General features: G+C 68.9%; 12 protein-coding genes. 4 read left to right on the forward strand and 8 right to left on the reverse strand.

What is annotated here, in order from left to right:
• Window positions 1–312: 312 nt before the first annotated feature.
• The gene (locus AC1RLW_RS27260) at window positions 313–3,423 is read left to right on the forward strand and encodes an autotransporter outer membrane beta-barrel domain-containing protein (RefSeq protein ID WP_493195775.1); all 3,111 of its coding nucleotides are present in this window, start codon (window positions 313–315) and stop codon (window positions 3,421–3,423) included.
• Window positions 3,424–3,452: 29 nt separating this feature from the next.
• Here the strand turns inward: AC1RLW_RS27260 and AC1RLW_RS27265 are convergent, their stop codons facing one another.
• The 5 genes from AC1RLW_RS27265 to AC1RLW_RS27285 all read right to left on the reverse strand — a co-directional run bounded on the left by AC1RLW_RS27265 (window position 3,453) and on the right by AC1RLW_RS27285 (window position 7,712).
• On the reverse strand, window positions 3,453–3,875 hold the full coding sequence (locus AC1RLW_RS27265; RefSeq protein WP_307696991.1) for a ribbon-helix-helix domain-containing protein: 423 nt from the start codon (window positions 3,873–3,875) through the stop codon (window positions 3,453–3,455).
• Window positions 3,876–3,949: 74 nt separating this feature from the next.
• Window positions 3,950–4,528, reverse strand: a complete 579-nt coding sequence (locus AC1RLW_RS27270; protein WP_095746738.1) for a DJ-1/PfpI family protein — start codon at window positions 4,526–4,528, stop codon at window positions 3,950–3,952.
• A gap of 127 nt (window positions 4,529–4,655) precedes the next feature.
• Complete coding sequence (locus AC1RLW_RS27275; protein ID WP_095948089.1) at window positions 4,656–5,510, reverse strand: carbohydrate ABC transporter permease; 855 nt, start codon at window positions 5,508–5,510, stop codon at window positions 4,656–4,658.
• Entirely contained in the window at window positions 5,507–6,397 is an 891-nt protein-coding gene (locus tag AC1RLW_RS27280) for a carbohydrate ABC transporter permease (protein WP_493195776.1), read from the reverse strand. The genes AC1RLW_RS27275 and AC1RLW_RS27280 overlap by 4 nt, the downstream gene beginning before the upstream one ends.
• A gap of 91 nt (window positions 6,398–6,488) precedes the next feature.
• Window positions 6,489–7,712, reverse strand: a complete 1,224-nt coding sequence (locus AC1RLW_RS27285) for an ABC transporter substrate-binding protein (RefSeq protein ID WP_095948090.1) — start codon at window positions 7,710–7,712, stop codon at window positions 6,489–6,491.
• Window positions 7,713–8,042: 330 nt separating this feature from the next.
• On the opposite strand from AC1RLW_RS27285, the gene AC1RLW_RS27290 reads away from it, so the two are divergent.
• The 3 genes from AC1RLW_RS27290 to AC1RLW_RS27300 are packed head-to-tail and all read left to right on the forward strand — an operon-like array spanning window position 8,043 to window position 11,525.
• The gene (locus tag AC1RLW_RS27290; RefSeq protein ID WP_493195777.1) at window positions 8,043–8,831 is read left to right on the forward strand and encodes an SDR family oxidoreductase; all 789 of its coding nucleotides are present in this window, start codon (window positions 8,043–8,045) and stop codon (window positions 8,829–8,831) included.
• Between the two features lie 36 nt (window positions 8,832–8,867).
• Window positions 8,868–10,064 (forward strand): ABC transporter ATP-binding protein, encoded by a 1,197-nt coding sequence (locus AC1RLW_RS27295; protein WP_493195778.1) that lies wholly within the window; start codon window positions 8,868–8,870, stop codon window positions 10,062–10,064.
• An 18-nt stretch (window positions 10,065–10,082) separates the two neighbouring features.
• The gene (locus AC1RLW_RS27300) at window positions 10,083–11,525 is read left to right on the forward strand and encodes an aldehyde dehydrogenase family protein (protein ID WP_493195779.1); all 1,443 of its coding nucleotides are present in this window, start codon (window positions 10,083–10,085) and stop codon (window positions 11,523–11,525) included.
• Window positions 11,526–11,558: 33 nt separating this feature from the next.
• Here the strand turns inward: AC1RLW_RS27300 and AC1RLW_RS27305 are convergent, their stop codons facing one another.
• From AC1RLW_RS27305 to AC1RLW_RS27315, 3 genes are all read right to left on the reverse strand, one after another.
• Window positions 11,559–12,518: a LysR family transcriptional regulator gene (locus tag AC1RLW_RS27305; protein WP_493195780.1), complete on the reverse strand. Its 960-nt coding sequence runs from the start codon at window positions 12,516–12,518 to the stop codon at window positions 11,559–11,561.
• A 42-nt stretch (window positions 12,519–12,560) separates the two neighbouring features.
• Window positions 12,561–14,045, reverse strand: a complete 1,485-nt coding sequence (locus AC1RLW_RS27310) for an N-acyl-D-amino-acid deacylase family protein (RefSeq protein WP_493195781.1) — start codon at window positions 14,043–14,045, stop codon at window positions 12,561–12,563.
• A 20-nt stretch (window positions 14,046–14,065) separates the two neighbouring features.
• On the reverse strand, window positions 14,066–15,336 hold a 1,271-nt coding region (locus tag AC1RLW_RS27315; protein WP_493195782.1), incomplete at its 5' end, for an alanine racemase.

Below are 15,336 nucleotides of genomic sequence, written 5' to 3' on the forward strand. Positions count from 1 at the left end.
CCGCGAGGGTGCCTTTTCTTTTGGGCGCCGCACCAAGGGCGAGAGATTGTGCTGTCCAAAAGTCACATGTTACGTATGGATACGCGACAGGGTAGACCGTCTACCGAACGCCCTGACAGAGGCGACATGGCCCCGCATGGGGCAGGTCGCTCCCGTTTCAGGGTAGCCCCTTGCAGGGATACGCGTAACTGGCACGCGTTCTTACATTTTTGACTTGCACATCCGAAATCGTCGCCGTGGGGAGGAGCAAGCCATTGCTGCTGCACACGGAGGTCCACCTGCCCAGTCAGTGAACGAAGAGGGAGTTGAGTCATGAACAAGATCTTCCGAACCCTGTGGAGTCCCACCGCCGGCACCTGGGTGGCCGCGCCGGAAATCGCGCGCGGCCACGCGCGATCGTGCAGCGGGGGCGGCGCGCGCGCGGTGGCGGCGGCGGCGGCAACGGCGGCGCTGTGGGTCTGCGTCGTGCCGGTGCTCGCGGCCGGCGGTGCGGGTGGCCAGCCGGTCGGTGACGCGTCGCTGAACGCGGGCACGGGCGGCAGCGACGGCACGGGCGGGAGCGGCGGGCTCAACGACACCACGGTCAATGCCTTCGGCGGCGCGGGCGGATCGTCCACGCCGGGCGGTGTCACGGCGGGGGCCAACGCCAGCATCGGCGGCTTCGGCGGTGCCACGCCGGGCACCGGCGGCGCGGCCGGCGCGGCCAGCACGCCCACCGGCCCCGGTGCGTTCCAGGGCGACGCCGGCGGCGCGGGCCAGGCGCAGACCGGTGACGCGGCCAACGGGAACGGCTATGGCGGGGGTGGCGGCGGTGGCTTCCAGGGCATGTCGATCGCCAACAACGTGGCCAATTCGTCCGACAGCTACACCGGCGGCATCGGTGGCGCGGGCGGCAACGGGTACTGGGCCGCGGGCGGCGGTGGTGCAGGCGGCTATGGCTCGATCCTCAGCGGCCCGCTCGGCAGCTACACGGCCACGGGATCTTCCACGGGCGGCGCCGGCGGCAAGGGCGGCGACGCTTTCTCGCAGGGCGGTGGCGGCGGCAGCGGGGGCGGCGGGTTCTACCTGAACGCGACCAACCCGGGGCTCAGCTTCACCAACACCGGTCCCCTCACGGGCGGGGCGGGCGGTGCCGGTGGGGCCGAACTGGCGCCCGCCCGTTCCAACGCCTCGGGTGGCGGCGGCGGCGCAGGGGGCATCGGCGCGACGTTGGCGGGCGTCGCGGTCACGGTCAGCAACTCCGGCGCGATCACGGGCGGTGCCGGGGGCGCGGGCGGCGCGGCCGGCGGCGGTGCGGGCGGCACCGGTTCACCGGGCGCTGGCGGCGATGGCGGGGCGGGCCTCGCGTCGACCGGCGCGGGCGCAACCGTCACCAACACCGGCACCATCGCCGGTGGGGCGGGCGGCGTCGGCGGGGCCAACAGCAACGGCGGACCGAGCGGTGCCAACGGCGTGGGCGGCGTCGGGGTGACGGGCGCGAACCTCGCGCTGACCAACGGCGGAACCATCTCGGGCGGCCTGGGCGGCGACGGCGTCACGCGCGCCGCGGCGGTCGCATTCACGGGCGGCACCAACAGCCTCACGCTGAACACCGGCTCGTCGATGACGGGCGCGATTTCCATCGGCGCGGGCGCCACCGCGAGCGTCATCGCGGGCGCCGGCGGCCTCAGCGTCAGCAACGCCCTGCTGCTGGGCGGCACGGGCACCATCGACACCAACGGGAACGCCCTGACGTGGACCGGCGCGATCTCCGGCGCCAGCGATCTCGTGAAGATCGGCGCGGGCGTGCTGACGCTGAGCGGTGCCGACACCCATTCGGGCGCCACCAACGTCGCGGCGGGCACCCTGCGCGCGGGCGCCGCCAACGTGCTCAGCAGCGCGAGTCCCTTCACCGTGGCCACCGGCGCGACGCTCGACTTGGCCGGCAACAGCCAGACCCTCGCGTCGATGGCCCACAGCGGCACCGTCTCGCTGGTGGGCGCGGTGCCGGGCACCACGCTCACCGTCAACGGTCCCTGGGTGGGCAACGGCGGCACGCTGCGGCTGGGCACCGCGCTGGGCGGCAGCGCGAGCGCGAGCGACCGGCTCGTCCTGAGCGGCGCCACCGCCGTCGCCAGCGGCACGACCAACGTGCAGATCACCAACCTGGGCGGCCTGGGCGCGCTCACCACCGGCAACGGCATCGAGGTGATCAGCGCCCTCAACGGTGCGACCACCACCGCGCAGACGACCAAGAGCGCGTTCGTGCTGGCCGGCACGCACGTCGATGCGGGCGCCTACGAGTACCGGCTGCATGCGGCCGACGCCACCGGCGCGGGCGAGAACTGGTACCTGCGCTCGACCGCTGCACCCGTGACGCCCGTGACGCCTGTCCCGCCCGTCACGCCGCCTGCCGGCGGTGGCGGCTCGGGCACTGGCGGCACCGGCGTCGTGCCCGTGCTCGCCGTGCCCACCTACCGCGCCGAAGTGCCGCTGTACGCCGCGCTGCCCGAGCAGCTGCGCCAGTCCAGCTTCGCGATGCTCGGCAACAGGCGCCTGCGCATGGGTGAGGACCTTGTAGCGGGCGCAAACCCGGCCAAGCCCACGCAGGGCTACCGCGAGGCGTGGGGGCGCATCATCAGCACCGACCGCACCATCGCGCAGGGCGGCACCGTGAGCCCCACGAGCAAGGGGCGCCTCACGGGCTTCCAGGCCGGCACCGACCTGTGGGCCAACCCCGACTGGCACGCGGGCGTGTACGTCGGCCAGCTCGACGGCGACATGCGCGTGAACGGCTTTGCCAGCGGCCTGGCGAACCTCGGCGTGGGCACCAACAACCAGAAGAGCGAATACCTGGGCGCCTATGCCACCTGGAAGCACGCCAGCGGCGTGTACGTCGACGGCGTGCTGCAGGCCGGGCGCCACCGCTACACCGCCAGGCCCACGCTGGGCTTCTCCCGGGGCGGCAAGGGCAACAGCCTGCTGGCGTCCATCGAGGTGGGGCAGTCGATTCCCATCGCGCAGAACTGGACCCTCGAGCCGCAGGTGCAATTGGTGCACCAGCGGGTGAGCCTGGGCGACACGGGCATCTCCGGCGCGCTCGTGCAGCAGAACAGCCACAACGGCTGGCGGGCACGCGCCGGCGTGCGCGTGAAGGGCGAGTTCGTCACCCGCGCCGGGGTGCTGCAGCCTTATGTGCGGGTCAATTTCCACCGCAGCAGCCGCGGCACCGACGTCACCCGCTTCGTCGGCCCGGCCGGCTTCACCGACATCGCGACGCGCACCGGCGGCAGCAGCACCGAGCTGGCGGCAGGGGCCACGCTGCAGGTGGCCGAGAACACGAGCGTGTATGTGGAGCTGGGCAAGCTGTGGTCGGGCTCCGGCGGCGACTCGCGCATCAAGAGCGGGGTCAATGCGAGCGTCGGCGTGAAGATGCGCTGGTGATCTCGTGAAGGGGCGCGCAAGGGCGGCGTCTACGCATGCCGCCGCACGCCGGCGTGGAGCGTGTGCACGCGTGCCTCTCCCGGCTGCTGCGCAGGTGATGGCCGACCCCAGCCCTGCGGCAGTTCATGCAGCACGGCGTTGGCATCGAGCGAGCGGATCGCGACCGAGGTGTCGGCCGGAATCCGCCCCTGCGCCACCATCGCCTCGTAGCGCAACGCGCACACGCGCAGGAACGACGCGAAGTTGCCGACCTCGCCGCGCGCCGCCACCAGCTCGTCGTACAGCCGCTCGATGAGCTGCACCACGGCCATGCCGTCGCGCTGCGCGATCTCTTCGAGCACCTGCCAGAACAGGTTCTCGAGCCGGATGCTGGTGACCACGCCGTGCAGCCGCACCGAGCGCGTGCGCGCGTCGTAGCTTTGCGGATCGGCGCTGATGAAGACTTCGCACATGGGCCATCTCCTCGAGAGGCGGGTGAATCGGGGCGACGCGGCACTGTAGCGCCGCCCGCGCCCATCCGTTCAGGTCAGTGTTCGATGCGGGTGCCGAGCACCACCAGGAACTGCGACAGCCACGCCGGATGCGCCGGCCAGGCCGGTGCGGTGACGAGGTTGCGGTCGGTCACGGCCTGGTCGACCGGGATGCCCATGTACTCGGCGCCGGCCAGTTCCACCTCGACCTGGCAGGCCGGGTAGGCCGAGACCTTGCGGCCCTTGATGAGGCCCGTGGCCGCGAGCAGCTGCGCGCCGTGGCAGACGGCGGCCACCGGCTTGTCGGTGGCCAGGAAGTGGCGCGCGATCTCCACCACGCGGCTGTGCATGCGCAGGTACTCGGGCGCGCGGCCGCCGGGGATCACGAGCGCGTCGTAGGCCTCGGGGCGTACCTCGTCGAAGCTGGCGTTCAGCGTGAAGCGGTGGCCCGGCTTCTCGCTGTAGGTCTGCGCACCTTCGAAGTCGTGGATGGCGGTGTGCACCCAGTCGCCGGCCTTCTTGTCGGGCGCCACCGCATGCACGGTGTGGCCGACGGCCAGCAGGGTCTGGAACGGCACCATGGTTTCGTAGTCTTCGGCGTAGTCGCCGCAGAGCATGAGGATCTTGCGAGCCATCGGGTTTGTCTCCTTCGGATGAGGTGGGGCGAAACCGGCCGGCGCAGGGTGCGCGCCGGCCGTCGCCGCATTATTCGAAGGGGGCGGGCGCAGCGGGTAGCAGCGGGCTGTGATGCCGCTGCGGTCGCTACTTGACCGAGCCCGCGGTCAGGCCTTGCACCATGTAGCGCTGCATCCACGCGAACAGGATGGCGACCGGGACCACGGCGCAGATGGCGGCGGCCATCACCAGCTCCCACTGCACCACGTACTGGCCCGCGACCATGTTGGTGACGAGCACGGTCAGCGTCTGCTTCTCCGTGGAGCGGATCAGCGTGTAGACCACCGCGAACTCGTTCCAGGCATTGACGAAGGTGACCAGCGCCGTGACCGCCATGGCCGGCAGCGCCAGCGGCAGGAACACCTTGCAGACCGTGCGCACCGGGCCCGAGCCTTCGAGCCAGGCCGACTCCTCCAGGTCGCGCGGAATGGTCTCGAAGTACGAGGTCATCATCCAGACGGCAAAGGCAATGCCGAAGGCGCCATAGGCCACCACCACGGACAGGCGCGAGTCGGTCATGTTGCCGCCCTCGAACCAGGGCAGGCTGGCCGCCATCTTGAACAGGCCCACCACCAGCAGCACGGGCGAGATCATCTGCGTGATGAGCAAGAACTGCCGGTAGCCGCCCTGGCCGCGAAACTTCAGGCGCGCCAGCGCATAGGCGGAAGGCACGCTGACGGCAATCGTCAGCACCGTGGCAGAGAGCGACACCAGCAGGCTGTTCAGCAGCGCGCGCCCGAACCCGGTCTGGGTCCACATGGCGGAGAAGTTGCTCCACTGCCACTGCTGGGGCAGCCAGCGGGCCGGATAGACGTAGATCTCGGACGCCGGCTTGAGCGCCGTGAAGAACATCACCGCGAGCGGAAAGACGACCACGGCCACCAGCGGCGCGAGCAGCAGCCAGCACCAGAGGCTGCGCACGAGTTTGTCGGGGCGGATCATGTGGCGGCCTTCGCGGACTGGCGCTTCTGCAGGCGCAGGTAGAACACGGTGAAGGCCAGCAGCAAGGCCAGCATCACGAGCGAAATGGCGGCTGCCTCGCCGGGGCGGCCCAGGCGGAAGCCCAGCTGGTACAGCCAGGTGACGAGGATGTGCGTGGCGTTGTCCGGCCCGCCCTGCGTCATGATCCAGATGATGGGGAACGAGTTGAAGACGTAGATCACGTTCAGCACGATCGCCATGTGGATGAAGGGCTTGAGCAGCGGCAGCGTGAGCCGGCGAAACTGCTGCCAGCGCGACGCGCCCTCGATGCCGGCTGCTTCGTAGATGTCCTGCGACACCGACGACAGGCCACCAAGAAAGATGGTCACGGTGAAGGGGATGGACACCAGGATGCCCACGCCCACCTCGACCCAGAACGCCAGCTGTCCGTCGGCCAGCCAGTTGATCGGCTCCCGGATGATCCCGACCATCGCCAGGCTCGCATTGACCATGCCGTACTGGCCGTTGAACGACCAGGTCCAGACGATGGCCGTCATGGTCAGCGACACCGCCCAGGGCAGCATCACGATCGTGCGCGCCACGCCCCGGCCATAGAAATCCTGCTGCAGGATGAGCGCGATCGGCACAGCGCACAGCACCGCGCCGCCGACCACGCACACCGTCCACTGCACCGTGCGCCACACCACGTGGGCGAACACCGGATCGGTGAACACGGTGCGGAAGTTGTCCAGGCCGTTGAAGGCCCGCAGCAGGCCGAAGCGCGAGATGTCGTGCACCGACTGGAACACCAGGGTGGACAGCGGGTAGGCCAGGATGAAGAGGGTGAGCAACAGGCTCGGCGCAATCAGCCCCCAAGCCAGGGCAGGGCCTCGAACGGGATTCTGCATAGGGCAATTCGATCGGATAGGCGTGGTTGGGCGTGGTGCGACACGCGGGAAGCTGGCGCAGCCCCAGGGCTGCGCCCCGAGGCTTGCTTGCTTACTTCTTGTTGAGCTTGGTGTTGGCCTCGGCCGCGGCCTTGTCCAGCGCCGCCTTCGGTTCCGCCTTGCCCTGGTAGATGGCCTGCAGCGCGTTGGTGACGGCCTGCGCCGAGTCCTCCCAGCCGGCGACCAGCGGGGCGAAGCGCGCGTTGGGCAGCAGGGTCACGAACTCGGAGAGCACCGGGTCGTCCTTGAACACGGGGTCGTTGGCCACCTCTCGCGTCACCGGCATGAAGCCTTCGCCCTGGTCGAACTTCAGCCGCGCGGTTTTCGAGAACATGAAGTTCAGGAATTTCTGGGCGGTTTCCTTGTTCTTCGAGGTCTTGAACATCATGATCGAATCGGTCACGCCGAAGGTGATGTCCTTGCCGCCATTGGGCACGCCGGTGATGCCGTATTTCAGTTGCGGCGCGTCCTTGGCGATTTCCTTGGCCAGCGGCGGCAGCGAAATGACCATGCCCAGGCGCCCCTGCTTGAACAGGTTGTGCAGGTCGTAGCGCGTGTTGCCGGCCACGCCGGGCTCGGTCAGGCCCTGGTCGATCATGCTTTTGTAGAGCGTGGCGGCTTTCACGCCGGTCGGCGAATTGAAGGCGGCCTTGTTGCCCGCATCCAGCACGTCGCCCCCCATGCTCCACAGCGCGTAGTAGAAATAAGTGTCGGTATCCAGGTCCTTGCCCTGGATGCCATAGCCGTAGGCGCCCGTGGCCTTGATCTTTTTCGCGGCGGCAATCACGTCGTCCCAGGTCTTGGGGCCATTGGGAAAGCCTGCCTTGCTCAGCATGTCCTTGTTATAGAACATGGCGCGCACGCTGGCCGCAATAGGCAGTGCATAAGGCTTGCCATTGATATTTCCGGCTTTCAGGAAGGCCGGAATGAATTGGTCCTTGAACGCCGCATTTGCGTAATTGTCGACCGGCTCCACCAGGCCGTCGTTCACGAAATCGCCGACCCAGCGGGTCGCGACGTGGGCCAGGTCGGGCGGGTTGTTGCTGGCGATTTCCGCCTGCAGTTTCTGCTGCATGTTCTCCCAGCTTCCCACCTCGACCTTGACCTTGTCTCCCGGGTTGGCCTTTTCGTAGTCCCGGGCCAGCGCCTCCAGCCAGGGGCGCGTGTTGTCGCTGTAGCTGGACATGGCGATGCGGATATTTCCCGCCTGGGCCGTGAGGGAGGAAAGACCCAGAAGAATTGCGCCTGCCAATAGAGTTGTATTTCGATTTTTCATATTTAATTACTCGTGAAGTGATTGAAAATTAATTGAATACACGCCGGGATCTGCTGCGATCAATGCTTTCGCTTTTTTATCTTACGAGTCGGCCGAATGGCGCCATAGATAGAGCTAACCCTCGATTTCTAAAAAACAGAACCCTGCCTGCGAAATATTGAAGGCCAAATTCCCGTGACGTCCTGTACGCTTCAAAATTCGAGCTCGAATTGCGCGCGGTAATTCATTGCCGCCCGGTCGGGAGAGGTATTGGCAATTCACAGGGCGCATTGCGTGGACACATCAATTTCGACTCCGTCTCCTGTTCATCCCCACGCGCCGTCCCGGCGCGTGACGCTGGTCACGGGCGCCGCCGGCGGCATCGGCCAGGCCCTGTGCCGCCGCGTGCTGCAGGCGGGCGACCGGCTGATCGCGCTGGACCACGACGCGGGCGCGCTGGAAGGCCTGGCGGCCGTGTTGGCCGGGCAGGGCGTGAGCGCCGACGACCTGGCGCGGTTGCATCCCTTGGTGGCGGACGTCACCGACTGCGCAGGCCTGTGCGACAAGGTGGCCACGGCCGTCGCCACGGTCGGGCCGGTGGATGTGCTGGTGTCGAACGTGGGCGCCGCGCGCGGGCCGACGGTGCGCAAGACCACGCCGCAGGACTGGCAGGCCGACATCCAGCTCAACCTGAATGGCGCGTTCCATTGCGTGGAGGCGGTGCGCCACGCCATGGTCGAGCGCCGCAGCGGGCAGCTGGTGCTCATCGGCTCGGTCAACGCGCTGACCACGCTCGGTCACCCGGCCTACAGCGCGGCCAAGGCCGCTTTGGTCAGCTACACCCGCTCGCTCGCGATGGAGCTGGGCGCCTATGGCATCCGCGCCAACATCGTGCTGCCGGGCACCGTCAAGACGCCCGCCTGGCAGGCGCGGGCCGACAAGAACCCGCAGGTGTTCGAGCAGCTGAAGAAGTGGTACCCGCTGGGCGACTTCGCGACACCCGACGACGTGGCCGATGCCGTGCTCTTCCTGGCGTCGCCCGCCGCGCGTGTCATCACGGGCGTGGCGTTGCCGGTGGATGCGGGCCTCATGGCGGGCATCCTGCCCATGGCCCGCGAGATCACGGTCGAAGACTACTGAGCCGGCGACTCACTTCCACAAAGACAAGGAGACCCCATGGCTCAGGTTCAACTCAAGCAACTGCGCAAGGATTTCGCCGGCGTGCCCGTCGTGCACGGCATCGACCTGGACATTGCCCACGGCGAGTTCGTCGTGCTGGTCGGCCCCTCGGGCTGCGGCAAGTCGACGCTGCTGCGCATGATCGCGGGGCTGGAGCCCATCAGCGGCGGTGAGCTGCGCATCGGAGGCGCACGCGCCAACGACCTGTCGCCGCAAAAGCGCAACATCTCGATGGTGTTCCAGAGCTATGCGCTCTACCCGCACCTGTCGGTCTACGAGAACATCGCCTTCGGCCCGCGCACGCGCGGCGAGGCCGAAAGCGACTTTCGCCCGCGCATCGAAAAAGCCGCCAGCCTGCTCAACCTCACGCCCTACCTGGACCGCCTGCCGCGCGCGCTCTCGGGCGGACAGCGCCAGCGCGTGGCCATGGGCCGCGCCGTGGTGCGCGAGCCCGCGCTGTTCCTCTTCGACGAGCCGCTGTCCAACCTGGATGCGCAGCTGCGCGTGCAGATGCGCGCCGAGATCAAGGCCCTGCACCAGCGCCTGGGCAACACCATGGTCTACGTCACGCACGACCAGGTGGAAGCCATGACCATGGCCGACCGCATCGTCGTGATGCGCGCGGGCCGGGTGGAGCAGGTCGGTGCGCCGCTCGAGCTCTACGACCGCCCGGTCAACCGCTTCGTGGCGGGCTTCATCGGCTCGCCCGCCATGAACTTCACGCAGGGGCAGGTGCATCGCGCACACGGCCGCACCTGGCTCGCGCTGCCCGACGGGCAGGCCTGGGACCTGCCCACGTCCGGGTGCACGCCGCTGCTGGCCGATGGACAGCACGTGCTGCTGGGGCTGCGGCCCGAGCACCTGCAGTTGGCCCCCGAGGGCCTGGCGCTGCGCGTGATCCTCACGGAGTCGACGGGCGACAAGACGCAGATCTACGGCACCGTGGCGGGCAGCGAGACGCCCTGGTGCGTGTCCGTGCACGACCGCGTGGCCCTCAAGCCCGGTGACCTCGTGCACCTGCAGGTCCGCGAGGCCGCATCGACCCATTGCTTCGACGCGCAGACCGAGCGCCATGTGGGTGTCGCGGCCCCCGCGCCGGCCGGGTACAGGCCGTCCGCGTCCAGCGTGGACGCGCGTGCCGGCGGCAGCGACGGCCAGCGCCACGCCGCGTCGATCGCGTATTCGTACGGCTAGGTCATGAGCAGTCACTGCATGTCCGAAGTCGAAACGGGCAACTGCATCGGCGGGCGCTGGTCGACCCCCGTCGACACCCTGCCGGTGGTCAACCCGGCCAACGGCGACACCCTCGCCACCGTGCCCCGTTCGGGCCGCGAGACGGCGGGCGAGGCGGTGGCCGCCGCCAAGGCCGCGGCCAACGCGTGGGCCGCCACGCCCGTGTTCGAGCGCGCCGCGATGTGCATGGCGATCGCGGCCGGGATCGATGCCGCGCGCGAGGCCCTCGCGCACACGCTGTCGTGCGAGCAGGGCAAGGTCCTGGCCGAGGCGTTGGGCGAGGTCGCGAAGGCCGCCGACGGCTTCCGGCTCGCCGCCGAACTCGTCAAGCAGATGGGCGGCAAGACGCTGCCGGCGGAAGACCCGGGCAAGCTCGTCATGACGCTGCGGCAGCCGCGCGGCGTGTATGGCGTCATCACGCCCTGGAACTTCCCGGTCAACATTCCCGTGGAGTACATCGCCCCCGGCATCGCCACCGGCAACACCCTCGTCTGGGTGCCTGCGCCGTCCACCGCGCTCGTGGCCTGCGCGCTGATGGCAGCAATCCAAAGGGCCGGCCTGCCTGCCGGCGTCGTCAACTTGGTGATCGGCGAGGGCGCGACCGTGGGCGATGCGGTGGTCGTGCACCCGGACGTGACCGCCATCGCCTTCACCGGCAGCACCGCGACGGGCCAGCGCATCGCCGAGCGAGGCGCCGGAAAGCCCTTGCTGCTCGAGCTCGGCGGCAACGGACCCCTGATCGTTTTCGAAGACGCCGACCTCGATGCGGCAGCCGCTGCAGCGGCAGGCGGCGCATTCTTCAATGCCGGGCAGGTGTGCGCGGCGACGGGATGCGTGCTGGCCCATGCCAGCGTGGTGGACCGCCTCTGCGACAAGCTGGTCGCCAAGGCTGCGGAGCAGGTGCTGGGCGATCCCTTGCATCCCGCCACCACCATGGGGCCGCTCAACAACGCCCAGGTGGCGGCCAAGGTGCGCGCGCATGTGGACGATGCCGTTGAACAGGGTGCACGCGTGCTGTGCGGCGGCCGCGCGCGGCCGGACCTGGGCAGCGACCTCTTCTTCGGGCCGACCGTGGTGCGCGACGTCATGCCCGACATGCGGCTGTGCCGCGAAGAAACCTTCGGCCCCGTCGTGCCGGTCATGGCCTTCCAGGACGAAGCGCAGGCCCTGGAACTGGCCTTGCAGAACGACTACGGCCTCTCGGTGGGCGTCTTCACGCAAGACATCGGCCGCGGCATCGCCCTGGCCAAGGCGATTCCCGCCGGCATCGTCAACATCAACGCGGGCACCACCTGGTGGGAAATCCACCTGCCCTTTGGCGGCGGCTGCGGCAAGAAAAGCGGCATCGGCCGGCTGGGCGGCATGCACACGCTGGAGGCGATGACCGAGGTCAAGATGATCACGGTCACGCTGCCGGGTTGAGCCCTTCGATGCCGACGATCACGCGCGCGGGGACTACTCCGGCTTTCCCCTGGCGGGCGTGCGAGCGGCGTTGGCGCGCCCCGGCTTCACGGGCCGTTGCCACCCTTGCATGTACGCGATCAGCGACTGCGACAGGTGATTGGCCGCGAGCGACAGCCGCCGGGAATAGCTCGCCACCAGCGTGGCGCGCGCCGAGCGCAGCGAGGCGTCGGTGAGCGGAATGGCCACCACTTTGCCGGCCTCGATCAGCGGCGCGACCACGTCGCTCGGCTGGAAGGTGATGAGGTCCGACTCCGCGACCAGCCGGCTCGCGAAGGACAGCGAATTCGTCTCGACCGCGATGTTCAGTTTGAACTTGCCTTTGGAGCTGACGCGGTCGACCAGCTGGCGCAGGCCGAAGGAGCGGTCGGGCAACGCCAGCGGCGCGTCGGCGACTTCCGAGAGCGTGCAGCTGCGCTGTTGTGCCAGGGGATGCTGCGTCGAAGCGATCACGCACAGCGGCTGCTCGATCTTCTGCAGCTCGATGAGGTCGGGGCGCGGCGAGGCGCCGAACAAAATGCCCAGGTCGTACTTGTGCTCCGCCACCGACTCGCCCACCGCATGCGAGCCCATGAGATCGAGCGAGAAGGTGATGCCCGGGTGCGTGCGGATGAAGCTCGGCATGAAGCTGGTGAGCAGGCCGTGCAGGATGCCTTCCACGCAGCCCACCCGCACATGGCCCTTGGCCAGCGTCTCGTACTCGTGGATCTGGCCCTTCAGGTCGGCCAGCTGCGTCTTGTTGTCCTGCGCATAGCGCAGCAGCAGTTCGCCGGCCGCGGTCAGCGCCATGCCCCGTGCATGGCGCTCGAAGACGGGCACGCCCAGTTCGTCTTCCAGCAGCGCGATCTGCCGGCTCACGGCGCTCTGGGCCACGAAGAGCTTTTCCGCCGCCACGCGCACGGAGCCAAAGGCCGCGACCTCGTAGAAGTACCGAAGGGTGGTGGATTCGATCATGCGTGCACTCTACGGGATGGCGGGGAAGGGGCGCGGCGACGCTCAGTTCGCGGCGCGTGGCTGCCGTGTCAGCATGCGCCCCGCGCGCGCGAGCACGCGCGCCTCGTTCGCACCGCGGTACGCGAGCACGCCGTTCACGAACACGCGTTCGATCCCCTCGCTCACGCCCAGCGGCTGGTCGTAGGTCGCGGTGTCGGTGATGGTCTCGGGATCGAACACCACCACGTCGGCCATCGTGCCGACGCGCAACAGGCCGCGATCGGCGATGCGCAAATTGCGCGCCGTCATCCCCGTCATCTTGTGCACCGCCTGCTCCAGCGTGAAGAGCTTGCGTTGGCGCCAGTAACGCGCGAACACGCGGGGGAACGCGCCCCACAGCCGTGGGTGCGGATGGCGGTCGTGCGGCAGGCCGTCGCTGCCGATCATGCTGCGCGGGTGCGCGATGACGCGCTCCACGTCTTCTTCCTGCATCAGGAAATAGCACGCACCGCCGGGCTTCAGGCGCAGGCTGGCCTCCTTCTCCGTCGTGCCCCATTCGCGCGCGATGTCGGCGATGAGGCGGCCGGTCATCTCCGGGTGGGGCTCGGACCAGGTCAGCAGCACGTCGATGACGCCGTCCACCATGTCCTCGCGCAGCACGGTGGAGCCGGCCACGTAGGGGTACACGTCCATCGCGATCTCCTGGCGCTGCGACAGGGCGTCGATCAGCGGCAGGGTCTCCTTCGTGCGGCCCCAGTTGGCGGGGCTTGCGCATTTGTGGTGCGAGATGATCAAGGGCACGCCGGCCTCGAACGCCGAGTCACCGGCCTCGTGCATCGCCTCGATGATCTGCTGCATCTCGCTGCGCAGGTGCGTGGCGTAGACGCCGCCATGGCGCGCCACGACGCGCGCGAGCGCGGTGACCTCTTCGGCCGGTGCTGCAAACGCTTCTTCGTAAAACAGCCCCGATGACAGGCCGTGCGCACCCGAAGCCATGCAGTCGTCGAGCAGCGCGGCCATGTGTGCCAGTTCATCGCCGTTCGCCGGGCGGTCGAGCGTCTGCATGGCAGCGAAGCGCAGCGTGGTGTGGCCCACGAGCGCGGCCACGTTGAGCGCAGGCTGCGTCGCATCGACGGCTGCGCGGTACTCGGCCATGGTCGCGTGCTTGAAGGAGTCGGCGCCCAGCAGCGTGAGCGGCGGCTTCGACTGCGGCGTGCGGTACGGCGCCAGCGAGATGCCGCAGTTGCCCGTGACCACGGTCGTGATGCCCTGCGACACCTTGGGCAGGCACAGCGGGTCGCGCAGCACGATGGCGTCGTCGTGCGTGTGGGCGTCGATGAAGCCGGGCGCGATCACTTTGCCGCGGCAGTCGACCACGTCGACGTCGGCGATGTTCAACCCTGCAGGCAGGCGCGTGCGCAGGCCGTCGCCCAGCGCCAGGATGCGGTCGCCCTGCAACAGCACGTCGCCGGGCCACGAAGGACCGCCCGAGCCGTCGACCACGAGGCCGCCTTCGAGCAGCGTCGCGCTGTTCTTCTGTGTGTTCATGGAGGGATGCGTTGCCTTGCTCAGAAATGGATCACGACCGCATCGCTCACGCGGTAGTCGTTCTCGACCACGGGCATCCAGTGCCACTTGTCGAAGGTGGTGCAGGGGTGCGAGATGCCCAGGCCCACGCGGTCGCCGACGACCGGGGCTTGCGCTTCGTCGTTCGCGTCCCAGCGCAGGTAGGCGTGCTGGTCGTTCAGTGCCGTGACTTTCCAGCTGCTGGGCACAGCGTGCGACTGCAATGCACCGCGTGCTGCGAGCGCAATGGGAATGGGCATCGACATGTCGAAAGAGACGTCGCGCTTGCCGACTGAAAGGATCGCCAGGCCGGGCTCGGGCCTCGACTGCACGTTGGCCCAGACCTCCATCGCCGGCGTCAGCCCTTCGCCGCACTCGCAACCCATGCGCTCATCCGCCACATTCACCATGCGCTTGTAGAAGCCATGGTCGTGCGTCACGTAGCAGCCCGAGCGCAGCAGGCCGCGCACCGGCGAGCCCAGCGCAGGCTTGAGCCGCCCCGCCACGAGGTCGAAGATCGCCGAGCCGCCGGCCGAGACCAGCACCTCGTCGGTCTCGAAGAGCTGCTGCGTGTCGCAATGACGCGCGACGGCTTCGATCCGGTCCATCAGGGCCTTGGCAAAAGCGGTGTCCTGCTCGGTGGACCCGGTGGCATTCAGGCCTTCGTAGCTCTCGATGCCCACCAGCTTCGCGGCGCTGCTGGCACGCACTGCACTGGCCACGGCGACCGCTTCCGCATGCGTGCGGCAACCGGTGCGTCCGCCGTCGATGCCGATCTCGAGCATCACCTCGAAGGGCACGCTGGCGGGGTTGCGCTTCGACCAGTCTTCGATGAGTGCCATCTGCGCGATCGAGTCGACCAGGAACACGACGCGCAGATCGGCATGGTCGGCCAGCAGCAGCTGGATGCCCGCCAGGTCTTCGTCGCTCACGACCTGGTTGGCGATCAGCGTGCGGCGCGCGCCTGCCGCCACGCCCACGGACAGCTGCGTGACGGTGGCAAAGGTCAGGCCCCAGGCGCCGGCGTCGAGCTGGCGCTGGAACAGCTGCGGTGACATGGTGGTCTTGCCGTGCGGCGCGAGGTCGATGCCCCATTCGCGCACGCGCGACTGCATCCACGCGAGGTTGTGTTCGAGCGCCTCGCGCTTGAGCACGGCCAGCGGCAGCGGCAGGTCGCCGGCCAGCACGTTCCAGCCGGCGGCGCCGACTTCGCTGCGCAGGCGCGGCGGCTGGGTGCGCGGGTAGCCCTTGAAACGGTCGCTCAGCAGCGGGT

The sequence above is a fragment of the Variovorax sp. GW822-FHT04A09 genome, from assembly GCF_058801005.1.

Excerpts from the sequence above, each read along its gene's own strand:
- AC1RLW_RS27260 (WP_493195775.1), top strand. The coding sequence starts at position 313 with ATGAACAAGATCTTCCGAACCCTGTGGAGTCCCACCGCCGGCACCTGG.
- AC1RLW_RS27265 (WP_307696991.1), bottom strand. The coding sequence starts at position 3,875 with ATGTGCGAAGTCTTCATCAGCGCCGATCCGCAAAGCTACGACGCGCGC.
- AC1RLW_RS27270 (WP_095746738.1), bottom strand. The coding sequence starts at position 4,528 with ATGGCTCGCAAGATCCTCATGCTCTGCGGCGACTACGCCGAAGACTAC.
- AC1RLW_RS27275 (WP_095948089.1), bottom strand. The coding sequence starts at position 5,510 with ATGATCCGCCCCGACAAACTCGTGCGCAGCCTCTGGTGCTGGCTGCTG.
- AC1RLW_RS27280 (WP_493195776.1), bottom strand. The coding sequence starts at position 6,397 with ATGCAGAATCCCGTTCGAGGCCCTGCCCTGGCTTGGGGGCTGATTGCG.
- AC1RLW_RS27285 (WP_095948090.1), bottom strand. The coding sequence starts at position 7,712 with ATGAAAAATCGAAATACAACTCTATTGGCAGGCGCAATTCTTCTGGGT.
- AC1RLW_RS27295 (WP_493195778.1), top strand. The coding sequence starts at position 8,868 with ATGGCTCAGGTTCAACTCAAGCAACTGCGCAAGGATTTCGCCGGCGTG.
- AC1RLW_RS27300 (WP_493195779.1), top strand. The coding sequence starts at position 10,083 with ATGTCCGAAGTCGAAACGGGCAACTGCATCGGCGGGCGCTGGTCGACC.
- AC1RLW_RS27305 (WP_493195780.1), bottom strand. The coding sequence starts at position 12,518 with ATGATCGAATCCACCACCCTTCGGTACTTCTACGAGGTCGCGGCCTTT.
- AC1RLW_RS27310 (WP_493195781.1), bottom strand. The coding sequence starts at position 14,045 with ATGAACACACAGAAGAACAGCGCGACGCTGCTCGAAGGCGGCCTCGTG.